17 protein-coding genes, 1 pseudogene and 1 riboswitch are annotated in these 20,471 nt (G+C 69.1%); of the genes and pseudogenes, 9 read left to right on the plus strand and 9 right to left on the minus strand.

Annotated features, from left to right (window positions below):
- Positions 1-299: 299 nt before the first annotated feature.
- Positions 300-1,178, plus strand: a complete 879-nt coding sequence (locus AB0D57_RS00410; protein ID WP_362065249.1) for an HAD family hydrolase — start codon at positions 300-302, stop codon at positions 1,176-1,178.
- Here the strand turns inward: AB0D57_RS00410 and AB0D57_RS00415 are convergent.
- From AB0D57_RS00415 to AB0D57_RS00425, 3 genes are all read right to left on the minus strand, one after another.
- The gene (locus tag AB0D57_RS00415) at positions 1,172-1,861 is read right to left on the minus strand and encodes a LysM peptidoglycan-binding domain-containing protein (RefSeq protein WP_362065252.1); all 690 of its coding nucleotides are present in this window, start codon (positions 1,859-1,861) and stop codon (positions 1,172-1,174) included. The genes AB0D57_RS00410 and AB0D57_RS00415 overlap by 7 nt on opposite strands.
- A 4-nt stretch (positions 1,862-1,865) precedes the next feature.
- A riboswitch (cyclic di-AMP (ydaO/yuaA leader) is annotated at positions 1,866-2,027 on the minus strand.
- 425 nt (positions 2,028-2,452) lie between these two features.
- On the minus strand, positions 2,453-2,620 hold the full coding sequence (locus AB0D57_RS00420) for a hypothetical protein (protein ID WP_362065255.1): 168 nt from the start codon (positions 2,618-2,620) through the stop codon (positions 2,453-2,455).
- Between the two features lie 11 nt (positions 2,621-2,631).
- Positions 2,632-4,773, minus strand: coding sequence for a CocE/NonD family hydrolase (locus tag AB0D57_RS00425; protein ID WP_362065258.1), 2,142 nt, complete (start codon positions 4,771-4,773; stop codon positions 2,632-2,634).
- Positions 4,774-5,260: 487 nt separating this feature from the next.
- Here AB0D57_RS00425 and AB0D57_RS00430 point away from each other — a divergent pair, with 487 nt between their 5' ends.
- The 6 genes from AB0D57_RS00430 to AB0D57_RS00455 all read left to right on the plus strand — a co-directional run bounded on the left by AB0D57_RS00430 (position 5,261) and on the right by AB0D57_RS00455 (position 12,496).
- Complete coding sequence (locus AB0D57_RS00430; RefSeq protein WP_362065261.1) at positions 5,261-6,271, plus strand: polyprenyl synthetase family protein; 1,011 nt, start codon at positions 5,261-5,263, stop codon at positions 6,269-6,271.
- Between the two features lie 145 nt (positions 6,272-6,416).
- Complete coding sequence (locus AB0D57_RS00435) at positions 6,417-7,460, plus strand: CHRD domain-containing protein (RefSeq protein WP_362065264.1); 1,044 nt, start codon at positions 6,417-6,419, stop codon at positions 7,458-7,460.
- A gap of 306 nt (positions 7,461-7,766) precedes the next feature.
- A complete protein-coding gene (locus AB0D57_RS00440; RefSeq protein WP_362065677.1) occupies positions 7,767-8,978 on the plus strand; it encodes a DUF2092 domain-containing protein in 1,212 nt (403 codons plus the stop codon).
- 33 nt (positions 8,979-9,011) lie between these two features.
- The gene (locus tag AB0D57_RS00445; protein ID WP_362065267.1) at positions 9,012-10,025 is read left to right on the plus strand and encodes an ABC transporter ATP-binding protein; all 1,014 of its coding nucleotides are present in this window, start codon (positions 9,012-9,014) and stop codon (positions 10,023-10,025) included.
- On the plus strand, positions 10,012-10,989 hold the full coding sequence (locus AB0D57_RS00450) for an ABC transporter permease (RefSeq protein ID WP_362065270.1): 978 nt from the start codon (positions 10,012-10,014) through the stop codon (positions 10,987-10,989). Before AB0D57_RS00445 ends, AB0D57_RS00450 begins: the two co-directional genes overlap by 14 nt.
- A gap of 385 nt (positions 10,990-11,374) precedes the next feature.
- Entirely contained in the window at positions 11,375-12,496 is a 1,122-nt protein-coding gene (locus AB0D57_RS00455; protein ID WP_362065272.1) for a tetratricopeptide repeat protein, read from the plus strand.
- 116 nt (positions 12,497-12,612) lie between these two features.
- Here AB0D57_RS00455 and AB0D57_RS00460 read toward each other — a convergent pair whose 3' ends face one another.
- Together AB0D57_RS00460 and AB0D57_RS00465 are read right to left on the minus strand one after the other, a co-directional pair.
- A complete protein-coding gene (locus AB0D57_RS00460) occupies positions 12,613-13,560 on the minus strand; it encodes a M28 family metallopeptidase (RefSeq protein ID WP_362065275.1) in 948 nt (315 codons plus the stop codon).
- 150 nt (positions 13,561-13,710) lie between these two features.
- Positions 13,711-14,178, minus strand: a complete 468-nt coding sequence (locus AB0D57_RS00465) for a VOC family protein (protein ID WP_362065278.1) — start codon at positions 14,176-14,178, stop codon at positions 13,711-13,713.
- 90 nt (positions 14,179-14,268) lie between these two features.
- Between AB0D57_RS00465 and AB0D57_RS00470 the strand changes: the two are divergent.
- A pseudogene (locus tag AB0D57_RS00470) lies at positions 14,269-14,382 on the plus strand (CGNR zinc finger domain-containing protein); the annotation flags it as partial.
- A gap of 16 nt (positions 14,383-14,398) precedes the next feature.
- Here the strand turns inward: AB0D57_RS00470 and rarD are convergent.
- Positions 14,399-15,385, minus strand: coding sequence for an EamA family transporter RarD (rarD, locus tag AB0D57_RS00475; RefSeq protein ID WP_362065281.1), 987 nt, complete (start codon positions 15,383-15,385; stop codon positions 14,399-14,401).
- 207 nt (positions 15,386-15,592) lie between these two features.
- On the minus strand, positions 15,593-16,447 hold the full coding sequence (locus AB0D57_RS00480; protein ID WP_362065284.1) for an NAD(P)H-binding protein: 855 nt from the start codon (positions 16,445-16,447) through the stop codon (positions 15,593-15,595).
- Between the two features lie 94 nt (positions 16,448-16,541).
- Here AB0D57_RS00480 and AB0D57_RS00485 point away from each other — a divergent pair, with 94 nt between their 5' ends.
- On the plus strand, positions 16,542-16,946 hold the full coding sequence (locus tag AB0D57_RS00485; protein ID WP_362065287.1) for a helix-turn-helix domain-containing protein: 405 nt from the start codon (positions 16,542-16,544) through the stop codon (positions 16,944-16,946).
- Positions 16,947-17,270: 324 nt separating this feature from the next.
- On the opposite strand, the gene AB0D57_RS00490 is transcribed toward AB0D57_RS00485, so the two are convergent.
- Both AB0D57_RS00490 and AB0D57_RS00495 read right to left on the minus strand, forming a co-directional pair.
- Complete coding sequence (locus AB0D57_RS00490) at positions 17,271-18,350, minus strand: 2-oxoacid:ferredoxin oxidoreductase subunit beta (protein ID WP_362065290.1); 1,080 nt, start codon at positions 18,348-18,350, stop codon at positions 17,271-17,273.
- Positions 18,343-20,283, minus strand: a complete 1,941-nt coding sequence (locus tag AB0D57_RS00495) for a 2-oxoacid:acceptor oxidoreductase subunit alpha (RefSeq protein WP_362065293.1) — start codon at positions 20,281-20,283, stop codon at positions 18,343-18,345. Before AB0D57_RS00495 ends, AB0D57_RS00490 begins: the two co-directional genes overlap by 8 nt.
- Positions 20,284-20,471: the final 188 nt, after the last annotated feature.

The raw sequence follows: 20,471 nt of genomic DNA on the forward strand, positions 1-20,471 counted from the left end.
AGCGTACGGACACGTCCGAACGCCGTCAGGGTCGGACAGGGTAGCCACGCTCTGTCACATGAATCCGGAGATCAGACGCGTGCGGGCCGACGGAGAGTGACGAGTCGGGGTGGGGGCTGCTCCTCTCCGACGCGCCACCGACCAGTCGGGCGTCACGCCGGGGACCTCGCCCCGCATGACCATGCGGGCGGAACAGGACCTCGTACACCCCTTACGGTGAACGGCGTTGCTGACGGGATACCGGACGTCGTCCGGTTCACGCCGGGCCGATGAGCCGTTCGATCCGTATTCTTCGGATCATGGCCGCTCCGACTGCATATTCACTTATCGCCACTGACCTGGACGGAACGCTGCTCCGCGGCGACGACACCCTCTCCGACCGGTCCCGGGCCGCGTTGGCGAGGGCGGTCGCGGCGGGTGCCAGGCACCTGGTCGTGACGGGGCGCCCGGCGCCGAGAGTGCGACCGCTCCTCGATGAACTCGGCGGCGCGGGGCTGGCGGTGTGCGGACAGGGAGCGCAGTTGTACGACGCGGGGGCGGACCGCCTGCTGTGGTCGGTGACCCTGGACCGGGAGCTCGCGGAGACGGCGCTGGGCAAGATCGAGGCGGAGGTCGGGCTGCTCTACGCGGCGGTGGACCAGGACGGCGTGGACGGACTGACGCTCATCGAGCCGGGGTACGTCATGCCGCATCCGACCCTTCCCGCGGTACGGGTGGGGCGCCGTGACGACCTCTGGACGGAGCCGATCAGCAAAGTGCTGCTCCGTCACCCGTCACTGTCCGACGACGAGTTGGCCTCGGCGGCCCGCGGCGCGGTGGGATCCTTGGCCACCGTCACCATGTCGGGTCCCGGCACCGTCGAACTCCAGCCATGCGGCGTGACCAAGGCGACGGGCCTGGCTCTCGCCGCCGAGCACCTGGGGCTGAGCCCCGGCGCGACCATCGCCTTCGGTGACATGCCCAACGACATCCCCATGTTCGACTGGGCCGCCCATGGGGTCGCCATGGCCAACGCCCACCCGGAACTGAAGGCGGTGGCCGACGAGGTGACCCTGTCGAACGAGGAGGATGGGATCGCGGTGGTGCTGGAGCGGTTGTTCCGGAGCGGTTGTTTCCGGGGCGGTGTCTCCAGTGCGGTGGTTCCGCGGCCGGTGGGCCCCGTTGACGTTGTTCAGTAGGGTCCGTTGACGTTGTCGATCGAGCCGTACTTCGCCGCCGCGTAGTTGCAGGCCGCCGTGATGTTCGCGACCGGGTCGTAGGGGTTCATCGATGTGCCGGGCACGTGGTAGGCCTTGAAGGTCGGGTCGATGACCTGGAGGAGGCCCTTGGAGGGGATGCCGGCCTTGGCGTTGGAGTCCCAGTTGTTGATGGCCAAGGGGTTTCCGGAGGACTCGCGCATGACGTTGCGGTAGATACCGTTATAGGTGCCCGGTATGCCGGATTTGGCCATGATGTCCAGCGACTGCTTGATCCAGCCGTCGAGGTTGTTGGTGTAGGTCTTCGCCGAGGCGAGGGCGGCCGTGGTCGCCTTGGGGGAGGCTTTGATGGTCTTTGTGCCCACTGTCAGCGTGAGGCCCGGGCGGAGCGTGGTCGGGTCGGCGCCGATGACCGCACTGTTGGCCTCGTACAGCTTCTTCCAGCCACCGCTCTTGGGGTACTTCGCGGCGATCGTGCCCAGGGTGTCACCCGCGACCACCTTGTACGTGATGAGCTGGACCTGAGGGGTGGGGCCGGCGGAGGCGGCCTGCGCGCCGGTCGCGCCCAGGATCGGGAGAACGAGGGCGGCTCCGCCCGTTGCCGCGGCGATGAAACCGCGGGTGAGGGTGCTGGTCCTGGGGTGGCGGTGCTGACGTGCGGCCATGGTGAAGTCCTCTCCGGCGCCTGCGAGGTGAGCTGTCGGGTTCGGGCGGGAGGTGCCCGGCCGCGTTTGGGTGCGGCTTCACCCCTAGCCGCTCCGGAGTCCGGATCGGCGATGTGCTTGGGTCCCCCGCTCCTGCCGTGCGCGTGTGGGTGGGTGGGTGGGAATCCGGGCGGCGGCAGGATTGGGCGGTCCGTCCGGATCGACGTGAACGTATGCGAGAGCACATGTCGGAAACAAGGCCTGATTTCCCGGTGTAGATCGCTTTCTCCTGGTCGGAGCGAGGGATGAATTGCCCGATTATTCCGGAACGTGACGCTCAACTTGCCGTCCGCAAAGGGGGAATAGCTGAGCGAGGGGAGGGGTTCACGCGCGTCCGGGCGTGACCCATTTCACGCGACCAAGCATGAGTAAAGCGGCAATGGGGGCAACTCGGGCATTACGCTTCGAGTGTCCAGGCGGCAGAGCCGTCGGGCAGGGTCGGCCGCACCTCTCACACCGACAGGTCCATGTCCGTGTCTTCGTCCGGGAGCCGGCCCGCGTCGGGCTTGAAGTAGAGGCCGTAGGCCCAGTATTCGGGGAGTTCGTGGCACATCAGGTCGGGGTACGGGGCGAACTCGCCGCTGAGTAAGCCCTGTTGATTCTCGCCACCGCTTCCGCCCGCGAGACCCCGAAGCGCGTCACCATCTCGTGGGCCAGCTCGCGGAAGTACGCGAGCATCCCCTTGTCGAGGTCCATGAGGAATTCTTCGGTCCGTGCCACGGTCCTCAGGGCTACCCCAAGGCGCCGCCGGGACTCCAGTGGGGCGCCGCGTCGGCGACGGCCGCCGTGCGGGGGAATCTCCTCTCCCATGTCCTATGGAAGACCACCTCGTCGCCGTCCTTGCAGATCAGTTCGTTAGAGGTGATGAAGTCCTCAGCGTCGCAGGTGATTTCGGAGTGCGTCTCGACTGTGGCGTTCCATGCCAGGTCCGGGCGGTGGAGGCGGATCGACCAGTCCGAGCGCGCGCGGGCGCTCAGAGGGTCGACCTCCTGGATCGTGTACATCTCCCGTGCGTCCTCCGTGCATTCGAGGCCGTCCGGGTATACGCGGGTGCCACCGTGGTGGGGGTCGACCTCCAGGCGCCACTCGCCCTTCGCCACGTCGCGTACGACGACACGTTCCGGGCGGGGTTCGTCGAAGGTGGTCGGGGAGGCCACTCCGAGGGGTTCGGACTGCTCGGGTTCCTCGAAGGCGATCGAGGGGTCCGACTCGCGCGCTCGTACGGGAAGTTCGAGGGAACTGCCGTTCGGGTCCAGGGTGAAGCCCGCCTCCGAGCCCGGTTGGGGCCAGATCCACGGCCAGTACGCCGAGGAGACGGAGAGGCGGATGCGGTGCCCCGGCGGGAACGCGTAGCCGATGCCGGTCAGGTCGAAAACCACCTCCTCCGTAGAGCCCGGTTTCCAGGAAACCGCCTGGTCACGGCCATGGCGCGCTGACAGGTTCAGTGCACCCCGGGTCACCAGGGTCGAGGCGCCGTCGGGAGCCACGTCGCAGACCCGGGCGATCACCTGGCCCAGGGGCGAGTGGGATGTCAGACGCAGACGGAGCCTCGGGCGGCCCAGGATCCAGGTCTCCTCCGGGGCCTCGAACTCGAAGCATGCGGATCGCGCGTCCTCCTCCCGCTGATTGGGCGGCAGATCGGCGTCGTTGCCGAAGGGGGAGAAGCGGCCCGCGTCCACGCCGGTGTGCTGGGGGGAACGCACCAGTACCGGTGCTCCCTGGAGTGGGTACGAGATCGGGGTCACGGAAGGGGAGGGCCAGGCGGCGTCGCCCACCCAGCGGCCGGGGAGGGTGGCGTAGGTCGTGGCAGGGGCGTGCGCGTCCATGACGTAGGAGCGCAGGAGTGGTTCTGGCATCACGCTTGGACCGGTGCCCGGGTCGGTGCGCGAGTCGGTGCCCAGGCCGGTGGACGGGCCAGTGCCCGAGCCGGTGGACGGGTCCGGGAGCGAGCCGGGCGGCTTGAGCCAGTGCTCCCACCATCGCAGCGTTTCCTGCAGGAAGCCGATCGCCGGACCCGGCGGGAGACCCCTGTCCGGGTACTCGTGGCACCAGGGGCCGATCAGGCCGCGTACGCGGTCCGGCGGGAGGTTCTCGACCAGCCGCAGCACCGTGTCGCGGTACGGGTCGTGCCAGCCGCCCACCGCGAGGACAGCCGCCCGGATCGCTCCGTAGTCCTCGCGGATGCTGCCGTGGCGCCAGTACGCGTCGCGGGTCTGGTGTGCCAGCCAGGTGTGAACGTACGGGTCCACCGCCTTCAGCCGCTTCACCCACATGTCGCGCCACATCACCCGGCCCACGTGCGCCGGGTCCGGCGGCCGGGCGACGAACGCGAGCATCGTGGCCGCCCACGCGTGCGTGTCGACCGCGAGGACGGAACCTCCCATGTAGTGCACGTCGTTGTCATAGCGATCGTCCGTCGAACAGACCGTGACGATCGCCTTGAGCGACTCGGGCGCGCGGGCCGCGATCTGGAGGGAGTTGGAGCCACCCCAGGAGATGCCGAACATGCCCACACTGCCGCTGCACCAGGGCTGGGCTGCCAGCCAGTCCACCACGTCCACCCCGTCGGCCAGCTCGATCTGAGCGTACTCGTCCGTCGGCATGCCCTCCGAGTTGCCGTGGCCACGGATGTCCACGCGGACGGACGCGTAGCCGTGGCCCGCGTACCAGGGGTGGCGCTGCCAGTCGCGGGTTGCGGTCCGGTCGGTGAGGCGGAACGGGAGGTATTCGAGGAGGGCGGGTACGGGCTCGTCGGTCAGCGGGCGCCATACGCGTGCGTACAGACGGGTGCCGTCCGGGAGTGGGATCCAGAGGTCCTCGTGAGTCGTCTCGTACGGGAAGGACGTACGGATGTGTGGGTTCAGCGGGTTCATCGGGGTGACCTCGGGAGAGTGGGTGACCTCGGTGGACGGGGTGCGTGGTGTGGTGCGGCCGGAGGGTGAGGGAGGCCCGAGACTGAGGCCATATGGACGAGCGTTCCCTACGCGACTGCGCCCTGAAGCGTCACCGTGTTCTTATGCCCCGTGTTCCTGTGCCTCGTGTTCGTATGGCTCCGTTCGATCCGGATGTGTCGATTCATACCAGCAGATCAAGGACATATCACCCATGCCTCGATGCCACCCTGGCGCGGCGCAATCCGTTGCTCGGCGTGGGGCCGTCTGCCGCCCGGGGGCATCGGGTGGCAAGCGAGGGGGAAGTCGGGAGGAAGTCGACAGTGGGGACGGTGGGCGCTCGTGGTGATCGAAACGTGACCGGATACGCTGACTTGAGTGATGGCAGCGACACATCGACAAACCGTGTCATCGACCGAATGATCGACCGAGTTCGCCATGTGATCGTCAGCAGACAGGAGAACCTCTCGTGACCGTCGTCGGGCCGTTCGGGCTGAGCGTGCGGGACCAGGCTCTCGAAGCCGATGTCCAGGCCGGGTTGACGGCCGTGGAGGAGGGCCTGCTCGAAGTCACCAAGAGCGAGGTCCCCTTCATTACGGAGGCCGCGCAGCATCTCCTGCGGGCCGGGGGGAAGCGGTTCCGCCCGCTGCTCGTGATGCTCGCCGCGCAGTTCGGGGATCCGTACGCGCCGGGTGTCGTGCCCTCGGCCGTGGTCGTCGAGCTGACTCATCTCGCCACGCTGTACCACGACGACGTGATGGACGAGGCGGACGCGCGGCGCGGAGTGCCCAGCGCGAACAGCCGCTGGGGCAACTCGGTGGCCGTCCTCACCGGCGACTTCCTCTTCGCCCGCGCGTCGCACACCCTGGCCGACCTCGGACCCGAGGCCGTCCGCATCCAGGCCGAGGCGTTCGAGCGGCTCGTCACCGGGCAGATCCTGGAGACGGCGGGGCCGCGCGACGGGCGCGATCCGGTCGAGCACTACCTCGACGTGCTCAGCGGCAAGACCGGGTCGCTGGTCGCCGTCGCATGCCGGTTCGGCGCGATGATGTCGGGCGCCGACGAGACGGTCGTCGACGTGCTGACGCAGTACGGGGAGCGGCTCGGTGTCGCCTTCCAGCTCGCGGACGACGTGCTGGACATCGCGTCCGACTCGCGCGAGTCGGGAAAGACGCCGGGGACGGATCTGCGCGAGGGGATCGCCACGCTGCCGGTACTGCGGTTGCGTGAGCGGGCGGAGCGGCTCGGCCTGGCCGAGGACATCGCGCTGTGCGAGCTGCTCGACTCCGATCTGACGGACGACGCCCGGCACGCCGAGGCGCTTTCGCTGCTGCGGGTCCATCCCGCGCTCGAGCAGGCGCGGCGGGACACCGTGCGCTATGCGGAGGAGGCCCGGGCGGCGTTGGTTCCGCTGCCTGAGTGTGGCGCGAAGGCCGCGTTGGTGGAGCTGGTCGATGCGGTGGTGCACCGGGCCGGGTGAGGGTTTCGCGAGCGCGGAACGGACCGTAAGTGTATGTGGCGCAGGTCACATTCCTAGATTGAGTCCAAGCTCAGATCCATTCCGTAAACCTCCCCAGAAGCTGACGCAGGGGGTGTCAGCTGAATTACGGGGAGAAAACAGAATCATGGGATCTAACGCCCGATCCACCACCCGATCCACCGCCCGATCCGACGCCACGTTTCCGCGGCGTCGTAGGAGCCTGATCCTGGCGGCTGTCGCGGTGGCCGCCGCGGCAGGTGTCGCCGCCGCTGTCATCCCGGCGGTTGCCGACAGCGGCAGCCATGGGAGCAAGGGTCACTCCGCGCACGGCGACCAGACCATCGCCGTGCAGAGCGGAGTGATGGGCGGCACCGGCGGCACCATCCTCGCCACCAGCCTCAACGGCGCCAACGAGGTACCCGTGCAGGGCGGCCCCGCCGTCGGCGACAAGGACGGCGCGGCGCTGGAGTTCATCAAGGTCAAGGGCGACAAGGTGTCCGTCGCCGTGACCTGGCGCGGCACCGGCAAGCCGACCCTGCTCCACATCCACCAGGGCGCCAAGGGCGCCAATGGCGGAGTCAAGGTCGACTTCACCAAGCTGCTCGGGAAGATCAAGGGCCACCATGTGGTCGGCACGGTGAAGGTCAAGGACACCGCCCTGCTCGAGCAGCTGAAGAACGATCCCGGCGCGTTCTACGCCAATCTGCACACCGCCGAGTTCCCGGGCGGAGCCGTGCGCGGCCAGCTCCACAAGGTCACCGGCTCCTTCGACTTCCGGGACGCCCTCGACAACTTCCAGGCCTCCGTCGTCAAGGGCAAGCAGATCTACGAGTGCAAGCTGGCCGAGGGAGGGGGCTACGCCTTCGCCCAGCGTGACGTCTCGGCCGTGCTCGGCGGCAGCATCGCGCACACGTTCGTCAAACCCAACTCCGGTACGCCGCAGTGGGTCGCGCCCGACCGCAGTGCGGTCACCGGGTCGGTGATCTCCAGGACCCCGAACGGCGACAAGAACATCCCCGAGCTGGACCTCAAGGCCACCCAGTCCGGCAAGCACCGAGGTCTGCTGGCCGACACGCAGGAGATCCTGCGCCTCAACACCGTGGGCGGCGTCGCCCCGGCCGGGTCCTGCTCACCGGGCACGATCGTGGGCGTGCCGTACCAGGCGGACTACGTGTTCGTACAGCGCTGATCCGCGGCGCGCCGACCCGCTGGTGCGAGGCGGTGGCTGCCCCAACCCCTACGGGTCGGGGCAGCCACCGCCTCCTCACGTCATACCGCAGGAGTACGCGAGGTTGGCTCCGCGGTCTGACGCTTCCCGTCAGCCGATTTGGTCTGATTGAGGCAGCAGTTTTCTGGGGACCCCCCTCAGACCCCCGACACTTCTCACCGGTTCGGGTGAGAATGGCGGCTACACGGGTGGAGAAGTGCAGGACGGTAGGCCGCCGCCGACGACGGAGGTAAGGCACACATGGCACCGAAGACACCGATGTCACCGATGGATCCGTACGAATCCGACGACCGCACGAGCACCGGCAAGGCCCAGGCCGAGGACATGCGCGCGGGCCGCCGCAAGGCCGCGCGGTATGTCGTCCCGGTCGCGGTGGTGGGGGTGGCGGCGGCGACCATCGGGCTCGTACCGGCGCTCGCCGACTCCGGCGACCCCAGCCTGCCGGACATCACCGCACAGCAACTCATCGAGAAGATCGCTGAGTCGGACGCCCAGCAGCTGTCCGGCATGGTCAAGATCAGCACCGACTTCGGGCTGCCCGACCTGGGAGGGCTGGAGAGCGGCTTCATGTCCGGCGCCGCAGAGGGCGACGACGGCTCCTCCGCGGACCCGCAGTCCAAGCTCATAGAGCTGGCCTCCGGCACGCACACGCTGCGCGTCGCGGTCGACAGCCCGGACAAGGGCAAGATCTCCGTCCTGGACAACGCCGCCGAGTACAGCGTCATCCGCAACGGCGACGACGTATGGGCGTACGACAGCAAGTCGAACGAGGTGTACCACTCGACCGCCCCCGAGTCCGAGGGTGCGAGGGAGAAGGCGCCGGAGGATGTTCCGGCCACGCCCAAGGAACTCGCCGACGAGGCCCTGAAGGCGGTCGACGACACGACTTCCGTAACCGTCGACGGCACCGCCCAGATCGCGGGCCGTGACGGCTACAAGCTGCTCATCAAGCCGAAGCAGTCCGGCTCCACGGTCGGCGCGATCACCGTCGTGGTGGACGCGAAGACCGGGGTGCCGCTCAAGTTCACGCTGACCCCGGCGAGTGGCGGCGCCGCCGTCGTGGACGCCGGCTTCACCAAGGTCGACTTCGCCGAGCCGGCCGCTTCGACCTTCGACTTCACCCCGCCGAAGGGTGCGAAGGTCACCGAGGGCGAGGACGCGAAGGCGCCGGAGTCCGGCGAGGGGATCGGCCAGGGGATCGGCCAGGGACTCGACGGCCTGAAGGTCATAGGTGAGGGCTGGAACTCCATCGCCGAGTTCGACACCGGCGGCCAGGGCCTGCCGTCGGGCTCCGCGTCCGGCAGCGACGACTTCTCCGGAATCCTGGACGTCCTCGGCGACCAGGTCACCGGCAAGTTCGGCTCGGGCACGGTCTTCTCGACCCGCCTGGTCAACGCGCTGATCACGGACGACGGCAAGGTGTACGCCGGTGCGGTCACCAAGGACGCGCTGGTGAAGGCGGCCGACGCGGCCCAGTAGGTTCGCCGCGTGCACGACGAATCGAGGGAGCCCATGGAGGAACTGTCTGCCGCGGAGCCCGATCTGGTGGACGACACGGGAGGCACCGGCACCGACACCGTGCCCGGCGAGGACACGGTGATCGCCACCCGCGCGCTCACCAAGCGCTACCGCGGCGGGCAGCTCGCCGTCGACGGCCTGGATCTGACCGTCCCGGCGGGCAGCGTCTTCGGCTTCCTGGGACCGAACGGCTCGGGCAAGACCACCACCATCCGCATGCTGATGGGCCTGATCGAGCCGACCTCGGGCACGGCGCGCGTGCTGGGGCAGCCTATGCCCCGCGCCACCCGCGCCGTGCTCCCGCACGTGGGCGCGCTCATCGAGGGCCCCGCGCTGTACGGCTTCCTCTCCGGCCGCGACAACCTCGTCCGGTACGACGCCGCCGACCCGACCGCCGACCCGCGCACCAGGCGTACGCGCGTCGCCGCCGCCCTCGACCGGGTCGGACTCGCCGCCGCCGCGGGCAAGAAGGCGAAGGCGTACTCCCTCGGCATGAAGCAGCGGCTCGGGCTTGCGGCCGCGCTGCTCCAGCCCCGCCGCCTCCTCGTCCTGGACGAGCCGACCAATGGCCTCGACCCGCAGGGCATGCGGGAAATCCGGTCCCTGATCCGTGAGTTGGCCTCGGACGGCACGACCGTCTTCCTCTCCTCACACTTGCTCGATGAGATCGAACAGGTGTGCACGCATGCGGCCGTGATGGCGCAGGGGCGGTTGATCAGGCAGGGCGCGGTCGCGGAGTTCGCGGCGGGGGCGCGGGGCCGTCTTCTGGTGACCACACCCGACCCCGGGGACGCGGCGCGCGTCCTGAAGGAGCAGGGGGTCGCGGACGTGGTGGTGACCGAGACGGGGGTGACGGCCGAGCCGCCGGATCGGGACCGGGAACTCGCCGACCTGAACGCCGCGTTGGTCGCGGCGGGCGTCCGAGTACGCGGCTTCGGGGTCGAACGGGCCTCGCTGGAAGACACGTTCGTGGCGCTGACGGGGGAGGGATTCGATGTCGCGGGCTAACGCTGCTTCGAAGGGCGGGGCTGTATCCCCGGCAGGTCAGGCAGGTCAGGCAGGTCAGGCAGGTCAGGCAGGTCAGGCGGAACAGGTAGGAGCTGACTCGCAGGTCGATGTCGGGCGCGCGCCCAGCCCGCTGTGGACGTTCGGACTCTTCCGCAGCGAGCTCGTCACGACCTTCCGGCGGTGGCGGACCATCGCACTGCTGGGCGTGCTGGCGGCTGTACCGATTCTCATCGGTGTCGCCATCAAGATAGAGACGAGTGACGGCTCCTCCGCGGGCGGCGGAGGTGGCGAGGGACCGGCCTTCATCGCGCAGGTCACCAACAACGGCCTGTTCCTGGTGTTCACGGCGCTCGCCGCGACGCTTCCCTTCTTCCTGCCGATGGCGATCGGTGTCATCGCGGGCGACGCGATCGCGGGCGAGGCGAACGCCGGCACCCTGCGCTATCTCCTCGTAGCCCCCGCCGGCCGGACCCGCCTGCTGATCACGAAGTACGCGACCACGATGACGTTCTGCCTGGTCGCGACGCTGGTGGTGGCGGTCTCGGCGCTCGTGGTGGGGGCGCTGCTCTTCCCACTGGGTGAACTGACCACCATCTCCGGGACGCGGATCAGCTTCGCCGAGGGGTTGGGGCGCGCGCTCCTCATCGCGCTGGTCGTCGCCGCGTCACTGATCGGCGTCGCGGCCCTCGGCCTGTTCGTCTCGACGCTGACGAACAGCGGCATCGCGGCGATGGCGACCACCGTCGGCCTGCTGATCACCATCCAGATCCTCGACCAGATCCCCCAGCTCCACGCCCTCCAGCCGTACTTCTTCTCCCACTACTGGCTCTCCTTCGCCGACCTCATGCGCGACCCGGTGTACCGGGACGACCTGGTCCGCAACCTCGGCCTGCAAGGCCTGTACGCGGCGATATTCGGCTCGGCGGCGTGGGCGCGGTTCACGGCGAAGGACATCACGGCGTAGCCCCGGCCAGCCTCGCTGGTCAGACGTCGTCGGCCCGTCAGCCGGTCGGTCTTCACGGCGCCGGGAAAGGTTCGGTAGCGGGGTGTGGGGTCCTGGGACGAGTCTGTGACGCCGCGGTGACGCGAGAGTCGGGTGTGAGCCGAAAGACTCGTGCAACCATCAAGGGAAACCAACCAAGCCACCAGACCGCAGATCCCCACGTGGTCGCGCGTCCGAGGTCTCCGAGTCGTGGACGATAGGGGAGGTGACGTCGGACGATGACGGTCCCACCGACACGCCGGCCACATCCCCGTCCTCGACTTCCTCCGTCTCGCCCCTCCGCCCGTCCGCTCTCCCCTCTCCTTTCCTCTCCTTCCTCCCCCGATCGACCCGAGTGAGGGAATCGATGTCTCGACTCAGCCGCGAAGAACTCGAGCGGCAGCGCTCGGCGGCAGCCTCCGGGGTGCCTCCGATCGAGGTGCTTGTGCCGGTGACCGCCGAGGGCGCCGCGGGCGGAGCCACGGTCGGCGGTATGCCGGTCGCCGCCGCCCCCGGCGAGGCCGTCCAGGACGCCGTCCTGAACCATCTCCACCACGTTGCCCTCGCCACCGGCCGGCCCGTCCTCGCCACGATCCACGACGAACGGATCGGCTTCGTCGTACCGCTCGAGGTGTGCGTGGACGGGTCGAGCCGATACGCGGGGGAGCCGGTGCGGGTGACCGAGGTTCCGGTGCCGAGTGGTCCGGCGCAAAGCGGTCCGGCCCCGTCGACGCACGCCCATCGGGCCGTACCGGAGCCGAAGCCGCTGCCCGGGGCCGCGGCGACGCATGCGCCGCGGGCGGTGCCGGAGCCGGAGGCGGCGCGGGGTGCTGCCACCGGTGCCATGACGCCTCCGCCGGAGGAGCTCGGCCCGGTACCCGAGCGGCCGGTTCCCGCGATGGAGGCCCCGGCTGTGATGGAGACCGAGCGGGAGCCGAAGCCCACTCCCGCGCGTGGTTTCGACGCCGTCGCGGAGTCGGTGCTGGCGCCGGCTCCGGGGGAGGCGGGGGCGGCGACGGAGGGCGCGGCCTTCCTCGGGGGGCCCGTGGCGCAGATCAACGAGGCCGTCAGGAAGGGCCGGATCGAAGAGGCCGCGGGGCTGGCCGAGCGGGCCGTGGCCGAGGCGTCGCGGTCGCTGGGCCCCGAGCACCCGGAGGTGCTGCGGCTGCGGGAACTGACCGCGTACATCGCCTACCTGGCGGGTGACGCGCTCAGGTCGTTCCAACTGTCGCTCGACCTCGCCCAGGTTCGCAGGCGCCATCAGGACGCGGACGCCGCGTACGGCAGTGTGCAGAGCGCGTACACGGCCTGGCGCGCGGTCCGCGACCCCTCGCAGGGCCTGCACCTCGGGCGGGACCTGATCGGCCTGTGGACCGAGCTCGTGGCCGACGGCGGCCCCGCCGCCGACGACCTCGAGCAACTCGATTCGGCCCGTTCCCGCATGACCCGCCTCGCCGACCGCGCAGGCGTCCGAGCCGACGCCACCTAGGACCTGTCCGGTCGATCACGGTGGAGGAAAGCAGCGGTGTGCGGTCGCCGCAGATGCGCGTGCCAGACCCCGCGTCCGCGGCGTGATCCAATCGACAGGCCCTAGGAGGACAGCTCCTAGGAGGACAGCTCCCACACCGCGTACGCCAATGCGTCCGCGTTCCGGTCCAGTGCGGTGTCGTTGATGTTGGACGCGGTGTCGCAGGAGGCGTGGTAGCAGCGGTCGAAGGCCTGGCCCGACGTGCCGCCCCACTTCGCCGCCTGGGCAGCCGTCTTGATGTAGTCGGCGCCGCTGAACAGGCCGCCGACCGGGATGCCCACGTTCTTGAACGGAGCGTGGTCCGAGCGGCCGTCGCCCTCGGTCTCCGGCTCCGTCGCGAGGCCGACGCCCGCGAAGTAGTCCTTGAAGGTCTTCTCGATGGCGGGGTCGTCGTCGTAGACGAAGTACCCGGGGTTCGACGAGCCGATCATGTCGAAGTTCAGATAGCCGCTGATCTTCGAACGGTTCGCTGTGGACAGGTTGTTCACGTAGTACCTCGAGCCGACCATGCCCAGCTCCTCCGCGCCCCACCAGGCGAACCGCAGATGCTTTGTGGGCTGGTACTGCGCGCGGGAGACGGCGAGCGCGGTCTCCAGCACCGCCGCCGACCCGGATCCGTTGTCGTTGATGCCGGGCCCTGTCGTCACGCTGTCGAGATGTGACCCGGCCATGACAACCTGATTGCTGTCGCCGCCGGGCCAGTCCGCGATCAGGTTGTAGCCGGTGCGGCCGGAGGACGTGAACTGCTGCAGGGTCGTGGTGAATCCGGCCGCGTCCAGCTTCGCCTTCACGTAGTCGATGGAGGCCTTGTACCCGGTGCGTCCGTGGGCGCGGTTGCCACCGTTGGCGGTGGCTATGGACTGCAACTGGGCGAGATGGGCCTTGACGTTGGCCACGGGGAGGTCGGGTGCGGCGGCCGCGGCTGTCGGCGCGGGCGCCGCGCCGACTGTCGCGCCGGTCGTGAGGAGCGTGACGGCCGCGACGGCGGCAGCCGGGACGGCACGCCCGGGAACGGAGAGCTTCATGTGGGGGGCTCCGAACTCCTTGGGAAACCACAGGGGTTCCACAGTGAATGGGGTGCCTGATGGTGAAGCTGAGGCCAACGTTCCGTCAAGAGCGCAATCCGGTCAGGGGAGTTCGTATAGCGGACTCGACCCATCAGGAACGCTCACCGCTCACTGCACGCAGAATTCGTTCCCCTCCGGATCCGCCATCACCACCCACTTGCCCCCCGGTTCCTCGACGTGCCGCAACGCGCTCGCCCCCAGCTCCGTCAGCCGCGCCACCTCGTCCGCGCGCCGCCCGTCGCCCGGGTGCAGATCGAGATGCAGCCGGTTCTTCGCGGTTTTCGGTTCCGGCACGCGCTGGAAGAGCAGTCGCCGCCCGAGCCCGGTGCCGCTCTTTTCGTCGTACGGATCGTCCGGATGCCGTACGGCGATCAGGTCCCGGAAGGCGGGACGGCCGTGGAAGTCGACGGTGGCCTCGGCGGGCAGGGCGCCGAGGCTCAGCAGCCGTTCGACGAACGTGCTGTTGTCCTCAACGGTGTAACCGAGCGCGGCGGCCCAGAAGTCGGCCTGGGCGTGCGGGTCGGCGGCGTCGATGACGAGCTTCCAGTGCACGGGCTGCGGGGGCGTGTGTGTCATGGCCACTACTTGTAGCGGTTACGTGCGTGAGCGCGCAGTGGAAACGCCCGGGCCGGCCCCGGTGTCGTATGGCGGGAAGCCGTTCCTTTCTTTCTGGTCTTCGTCGAGACATCCCGTCCGGGCCGCCGCCGCTGGTGCGCCATGGAACACTGCGGAAACCGCCACAAGGTCCGCGCCCACCGCGCCCGCAGGGAAATCCCGTAGCCCGCGGGGAAGTTCCCTAGCGTGCTGCCGACTCCCGTTCGTCATACGTCCGTCGGGCCGCCGCGATCTCCCCCTGATGCTCCTCGCTGGTCGCGGCCCTGAGCGTGCGGGCCGCGCGGCGGGCGGTGCGCAACGCGTCGAAGGTGAGCAGCGAGAGCGCCAGCCAGACCAGCGCGAACCCGGCCCAGCGCTCGGGTGGCATGGCCTCGTGGAAGTAGAGGATGCCGAGGAGGAACTGGAAGACGGGGGCCAGGTACTGCAACAGTCCCAGCGTGGACAAGGGCACCCTGATCGCGGCCGCGCCGAAGCAGACCAGGGGCAGCGCGGTCACCACGCCCGTCGCCGCGAGCAGCGCCGCGTGTCCCGCGCCCTCGGCGGCGAAGGTCGCCTCGCCGCTCGAACTCAGCCACAGCAGATAGGCCAGCGCGGGCAGGAACTGGATCGCGGTCTCGGCGGCGAGTGACTCGATGCCGCCGAGGTTGACCTTCTTCTTCACCAGTCCGTACGTGGCGAAGGAGAAGGCGAGCGTGAGGGAGATCCAGGGCGGGCGCCCGTAGCCGATGGCGAGCACGAGGACCGCGGCGACGCCGACGCCCACCGCCGTCCACTGCACCGGGCGCAGCCGTTCCTTCAGGAGCAGCACGCCCATGGCGATGGTGACGAGCGGATTGATGAAGTAGCCGAGCGACGCCTCCACCACGTGCTCGCTGTTCACGGCCCAGATGTAGACGCCCCAGTTGACCGTGATCACGGCCGCCGCGATGGTGATCAGCCCCAGCTTCCGGGGCTGCCGCAGCAGCTCGCCGAGCCAGGCCCAGCGCCGCATCACCAGCAGCGCGACGCCGACCACGCCAAGGGACCACACCATGCGGTGGGCGAGTATCTCCAGGGCCCCGGAGGGCTTCAGCAGAGGCCAGAAGAGGGGGACGAGCCCCCACATGCCGTACGCCGCGAAGCCGTTCAGCAGACCTATGCGCTGCTCGCTCTTCGACGTCCCGGCCACCGGCGCCGCCCCCTCATGTCCCGCTCGTGTCCCGTTTGTGCAGCTCTCGGCTGACCGCCGCTCCCGCGCGACCTCCAAGAAGGTAGCGCCGAGCGCCCCTGCCTGTCATGCCCGTATCGCCATACGGTCATGACAGGTGGGGGTGGGGTGGCGGAGCTCCGGGCCCGAGGGGCTCAGGGCGGGAGGTGCGCAGGGCCCGAGAGGGGATCAGCCCTTCAGTGCCGCCGCGATCGATTCGGCGATCGGCGTGGTCGGGCGGCCGGTCAGCCGGGACAGGTCGCCGCTGGTGACGACCAGCTGGTTTTCCGCGATGGACACGTCCACGCCGGCCAGGATCGCGGCGACCGGCTCGGGCAGCCCGGCGCCGGTCAGGATGCCCGTGTAGACATCGAGGGGGACGGGGCTGTAGGCGATCTCCTTGCCGGACTGCTTGGCCACCTCGGCGGCGTACTCGGCGAAGCTCCACGCGGTGTCGCCGCCCAGCTCGTACGTCTTGTTCTCGTGGCCCTCGCCGGTCAGTACGGCCACGGCCGCGGCGGCGTAGTCCGCGCGGGCGGCCGAGGAGACCTTGCCCTCGCCGGCGGCCTGGACGACGGCGCCGTGCTCCAGGACCGGGGCCAGGTTCTCGGTGTAGTTCTCGTTGTACCAGCCGTTGCGCAGCAGGGCGTACGTCACGCCGGACTCCAGGATCGCCGCCTCGGTGCCCCGGTGGTCGTCGGCCAGCGCGGCGGTCAGGGTGCCGGGAGCGCTGGTGTACGCGAAGAGTGCCGCCCCGGCGGCCTTGGCGGCGTCGAGGACGACCTTGTGCTGGCCCACGCGGCCCTTGTCGAACTCGTTGCCCGAGATGAGCAGCACCTTGTCGCCGGCGGAGATGACGCCGTCGAAGGTCTCGGGGGTGTTGTAGTCGGCGACCGCGATCTTCACGCCGCGGGCCGCGAATCCGGCTGCCTTCTCCGCGTCGCGGACGGCGGCGGTGATCTGATCGGCCGGGACCTTCTCCAGCAGCCCTTCGATGACAAAACGGCCGAGGTGTCCGGTGGCTCCGGTGACGACGATGCTCATGTCTGAAACAACTCCTCATGGGGTGCGGTCTGCCGCTAACCATAGGAGGTGCGCTAACTCTGGGAAAGTACCCACTTTGAAGTAAGGTACTGGCATGGCCGTAAGTGAGATGGCAGTAACCCCGGATGCGACACCGGTCGGCAAGTACGACCACGGCGAGGCGCAATGTCCGTACCGCCTCGTCCTGGAGCACGTCACCAGCCGCTGGGGTGTGCTCGTACTGATCGAGCTCCTCGACCGCCCCTACCGCTTCAGCGAGCTGCGCCGCGCGATCGGACGCGTCAGCGAGAAGATGCTCGCCCAGACCCTGCAGACCCTGGAACGCGACGGTCTCGTCCACCGGGACGCGAAGCCCGTGATCCCGCCGCGCGTCGACTACTCCCTGACCGACCTGGGGCGGGAGGCCGCCGAGCAGGTGCGCGCGCTGGCCGCTTGGACCACGGACCGGATGGACGAGGTGACGAAGGCCCGTGAGGCATACGACGAGGCCCGGACCTGAGGGCCCGAGCCTCGTTGCCGTAGAAATTCGTGCGTAAGACCGACCGGCCTAAGTCGTACGAATCGAACCGGCCGCCTAGGACCTGTCCGGTCGATCACGGCGGAGACGCGGGGTGGCAGTGACATCAGCCGCTCCGCGGCGGGCGCGCATCTGTGGCGTTGTCGTCGGTTGCCGACTCCCCCAAGTTCTCGGCTTCGCTCGAACAGGGGGGACCCCCATCGCGTCGACGCCCTCCTCCGCCTTGCAGCTGCACGCACCACACCCCGCTCGCCGGTATCGACGAGGTGCCGCGGCTTTCCTCCACCGTGATCGACCGGACAGGTCCTAGCCGACGACGGTCCAGGTGTCGCCGCCCGCGAGCAGTGCGGCCAGGTCGCCCTTGCCGTTCTGTTCGATGGCCGCGTCGAGCTGGTCGGCCATCTGGGTGTCGTAGACCGGGCGGTCTACGGAGCGGAGGACACCGATGGGGGTGTGGCGCAGGGTGTCGGGGTCGGCGAGGCGGGAGAGGGCGAAGGCGGTGGTCGGGGACGCTGAGTGGGCGTCGTGGACCAGGATCTGTGCCTCGTTGTCCGGGGTGACGGTGACGACCTTCAGGTCACCGGTCCGCTGATCCCGTACGACGCCGCGGGCGCCGTCCGCGCCGAAGCGGATGGGCTGTCCGTGCTCCAGGCGGATCACGGCCTCCTCGGCCTGCTGCTTGTCCTTGAGGACCTCGAAGGCGCCGTCGTTGAAGATGTTGCAGTTCTGGTAGATCTCCACCAGGGCCGTGCCGGGATGGGCGGCGGCCTGGCGCAGCACCTCGGTGAGATGTTTGCGGTCGGAGTCCACGGTGCGGGCGACGAAGGAGGCCTCGGCGCCGATCGCCAGGGACACCGGGTTGAAGGGCGCGTCCAGGGAGCCCATCGGGGTCGACTTGGTGATCTTGCCGACCTCGGAGGTGGGCGAGTACTGCCCCTTGGTGAGCCCGTAGATCCGGTTGTTGAAGAGAAGGATCTTGAGGTTCACGTTGCGGCGCAGGGCGTGGATGAGGTGGTTGCCGCCGATGGACAGCGCGTCACCGTCACCGGTCACGACCCATACGCTCAGGTCGCGGCGGGAGGAGGCGAGCCCGGTCGCGATGGCGGGGGCGCGACCGTGGATGGAGTGCATGCCGTACGTGTTCATGTAATACGGGAAGCGCGACGAGCAGCCGATACCCGAGACGAAGACGATGTTCTCCTTCGCGAGGCCGAGTTCGGGCATGAAGCCCTGCACGGCGGCGAGGATCGCGTAGTCACCGCAGCCGGGGCACCAGCGCACTTCCTGATCGGACTTGAAGTCCTTCATGGACTGCCTGGCCTCGGCCTTGGGCACCAGAGTGAGCGCCTCGATCGTGCCCGTGCCTTCCGGGGTCGTCTCAGCCATCGATGGCCTCCTTAAGAGCCGTGGCGAGCTGCTCAGCTTTGAAGGGCATGCCGTTGACCTGGTTGTACGAGTGCGCGTCGACCAGGTATCTCGCCCGGACGAGGGTGGCGAGCTGGCCGAGGTTCATCTCGGGGATCACCACCTTGTCGTACTGCTCCAGCACCGTGCCGAGGTTGTGCGGGAAGGGGTTGAGGTGGCGCAGATGGGCCTGCGCGATGTTCTCCCCGGCCGCACGCAGCCGCCGTACGGCCGCGGTGACGGGTCCGTAGGTCGAACCCCAGCCCAGGACCAGGGTGGTGGCCTCGCCGGACGGGTCGTCGACCTCGACATCCGGTACGTCGATGCCGTCGACCTTGGCCTGCCGGGTGCGGACCATGAAGTCGTGGTTGGCGGGGTCGTAGGAGATGTTGCCCGTGCCGTCCTGCTTCTCGATGCCGCCGATGCGGTGCTCCAGGCCCGGCGTGCCCGGGATCGCCCACGGTCGGGCGAGGGTCTGAGGGTCACGCTTGTAGGGCCAGAATGCCTCGGTGCCGTCGTCCAGGGTGTGGTTCGGGCCCTGGGCGAACTGCACGCGCAGATCGGGGAGTTCATCGGTTTCGGGGATGCGCCACGGCTCGGAGCCGTTGGCCAGATATCCGTCGGAGAGGAGGAGGACGGGGGTGCGGTAGGTGAGGGCGATGCGGGCCGCTTCGAGGGCGGCGTCGAAGCAGTCGGCCGGGGTGCGCGGGGCGACGATGGGGACCGGGGCCTCACCGTTGCGGCCGTACATCGCCTGCAGCAGGTCCGCCTGCTCGGTCTTGGTCGGCAGACCGGTGGAGGGGCCGCCGCGCTGGATGTCGATGACCAGCAGCGGCAGTTCCAGGGAGACGGCCAGACCGATGGTCTCCGACTTCAGCGCCACGCCCGGCCCGGAGGTGGTGGTGACGGCCAGCGAGCCGCCGAACGCCGCGCCCAGCGCGGCTCCGATGCCCGCGATCTCGTCCTCGGCCTGGAAGGTCCGCACGCCGAAGTTCTTGTGTTTGCTGAGCTCATGCAGGATGTCGGAGGCCGGGGTGATCGGGTATGAGCCCAGGTAGAGGGGCAGGTCCGCCTGCTTGCTCGCGGCGATCAGACCGTACGACAGGGCCAGATTCCCGGAGATGTTGCGGTAGACGCCGGCCGGGAAGGTCTGGGCGGCCGGCGCGACCTCGTAGGAGACCGCGAAGTCCTCGGTCGTCTCGCCGAAGTTCCAGCCCGCCCTGAACGCGGCGATATTGGCCGCCGCGATGGCCGGCTTCTTCGCGAACTTGGCGGTCAGGAACTTCTCGGTGCCCTCGGTCGGCCGGTGATACATCCACGACAACAGCCCCAGCGCGAACATGTTCTTGCTGCGCTCGGCCTCCTTGCGGGAGAGCTCGAACTCCTTGAGTGCCTCGACCGTCATCGTGGTGAGCGGCACGGGATGGACGCTGTAGCCGTCCAGTGAGCCGTCCTCCAGCGGCGAGGTGGCGTAGCCGACCTTCTGCATCGCCCGTTTGGTGAACTCGTCCGTGTTGACGATGATCTCCGCGCCGCGCGGCACATCGCCGATGTTCGCCTTCAGTGCGGCCGGGTTCATCGCGACGAGGACGTTGGGCGCATCGCCCGGAGTCAGGATGTCGTGGTCGGCGAAATGCAGCTGAAATGACGAAACGCCCGGCAGGGTGCCTGCGGGCGCTCGGATCTCGGCGGGGAAATTCGGGAGTGTGGAGAGGTCGTTTCCGAAGGATGCCGTCTCGGAGGTGAAGCGGTCGCCGGTGAGTTGCATGCCGTCACCGGAGTCCCCCGCGAACCGGATGATCACCCGGTCCAGGCGGCGGACGTGTTTCGCCCCCGCCGGCTTGCGCTGTTCCCCCAGTTCTCCTAGGACTGCTTCGTCGGCATGCTCCGCTGGGCTACTGACCTTGCTGGTCACTTAACTGAACCTCCTTCGAGGCGGCTGTCCGGGAGTGGCCTTCCCGCAGGCCCTCCCAGGATCAACCCTACGTCGCTAAGGGTCGCCTTCCCGCGGCCGTTCGCATGATGGACACCATTTTGAGACGGTTCGAGCCCCTGACTTGTCATGATTTACCCTCCCCCTGGGTGCTTGCTCTCCAGCCGCTC

Origin of the sequence: Streptomyces sp. NPDC048275, from assembly GCF_040652275.1 — a bacterium.
In the GTDB taxonomy this organism is placed as follows: Bacteria; Actinomycetota; Actinomycetes; order Streptomycetales; family Streptomycetaceae; genus Streptomyces.

Excerpts from the sequence above, each read along its gene's own strand:
- AB0D57_RS00410 (WP_362065249.1), top strand. The coding sequence starts at position 300 with ATGGCCGCTCCGACTGCATATTCACTTATCGCCACTGACCTGGACGGA.
- AB0D57_RS00415 (WP_362065252.1), bottom strand. The coding sequence starts at position 1,861 with ATGGCCGCACGTCAGCACCGCCACCCCAGGACCAGCACCCTCACCCGC.
- AB0D57_RS00425 (WP_362065258.1), bottom strand. The coding sequence starts at position 4,773 with ATGAACCCGCTGAACCCACACATCCGTACGTCCTTCCCGTACGAGACG.
- AB0D57_RS00435 (WP_362065264.1), top strand. The coding sequence starts at position 6,417 with ATGGGATCTAACGCCCGATCCACCACCCGATCCACCGCCCGATCCGAC.
- AB0D57_RS00440 (WP_362065677.1), top strand. The coding sequence starts at position 7,767 with ATGGATCCGTACGAATCCGACGACCGCACGAGCACCGGCAAGGCCCAG.
- AB0D57_RS00445 (WP_362065267.1), top strand. The coding sequence starts at position 9,012 with ATGGAGGAACTGTCTGCCGCGGAGCCCGATCTGGTGGACGACACGGGA.
- AB0D57_RS00450 (WP_362065270.1), top strand. The coding sequence starts at position 10,012 with ATGTCGCGGGCTAACGCTGCTTCGAAGGGCGGGGCTGTATCCCCGGCA.
- AB0D57_RS00455 (WP_362065272.1), top strand. The coding sequence starts at position 11,375 with ATGTCTCGACTCAGCCGCGAAGAACTCGAGCGGCAGCGCTCGGCGGCA.
- AB0D57_RS00460 (WP_362065275.1), bottom strand. The coding sequence starts at position 13,560 with ATGAAGCTCTCCGTTCCCGGGCGTGCCGTCCCGGCTGCCGCCGTCGCG.
- AB0D57_RS00465 (WP_362065278.1), bottom strand. The coding sequence starts at position 14,178 with ATGACACACACGCCCCCGCAGCCCGTGCACTGGAAGCTCGTCATCGAC.
- AB0D57_RS00480 (WP_362065284.1), bottom strand. The coding sequence starts at position 16,447 with ATGAGCATCGTCGTCACCGGAGCCACCGGACACCTCGGCCGTTTTGTC.
- AB0D57_RS00485 (WP_362065287.1), top strand. The coding sequence starts at position 16,542 with ATGGCCGTAAGTGAGATGGCAGTAACCCCGGATGCGACACCGGTCGGC.
- AB0D57_RS00490 (WP_362065290.1), bottom strand. The coding sequence starts at position 18,350 with ATGGCTGAGACGACCCCGGAAGGCACGGGCACGATCGAGGCGCTCACT.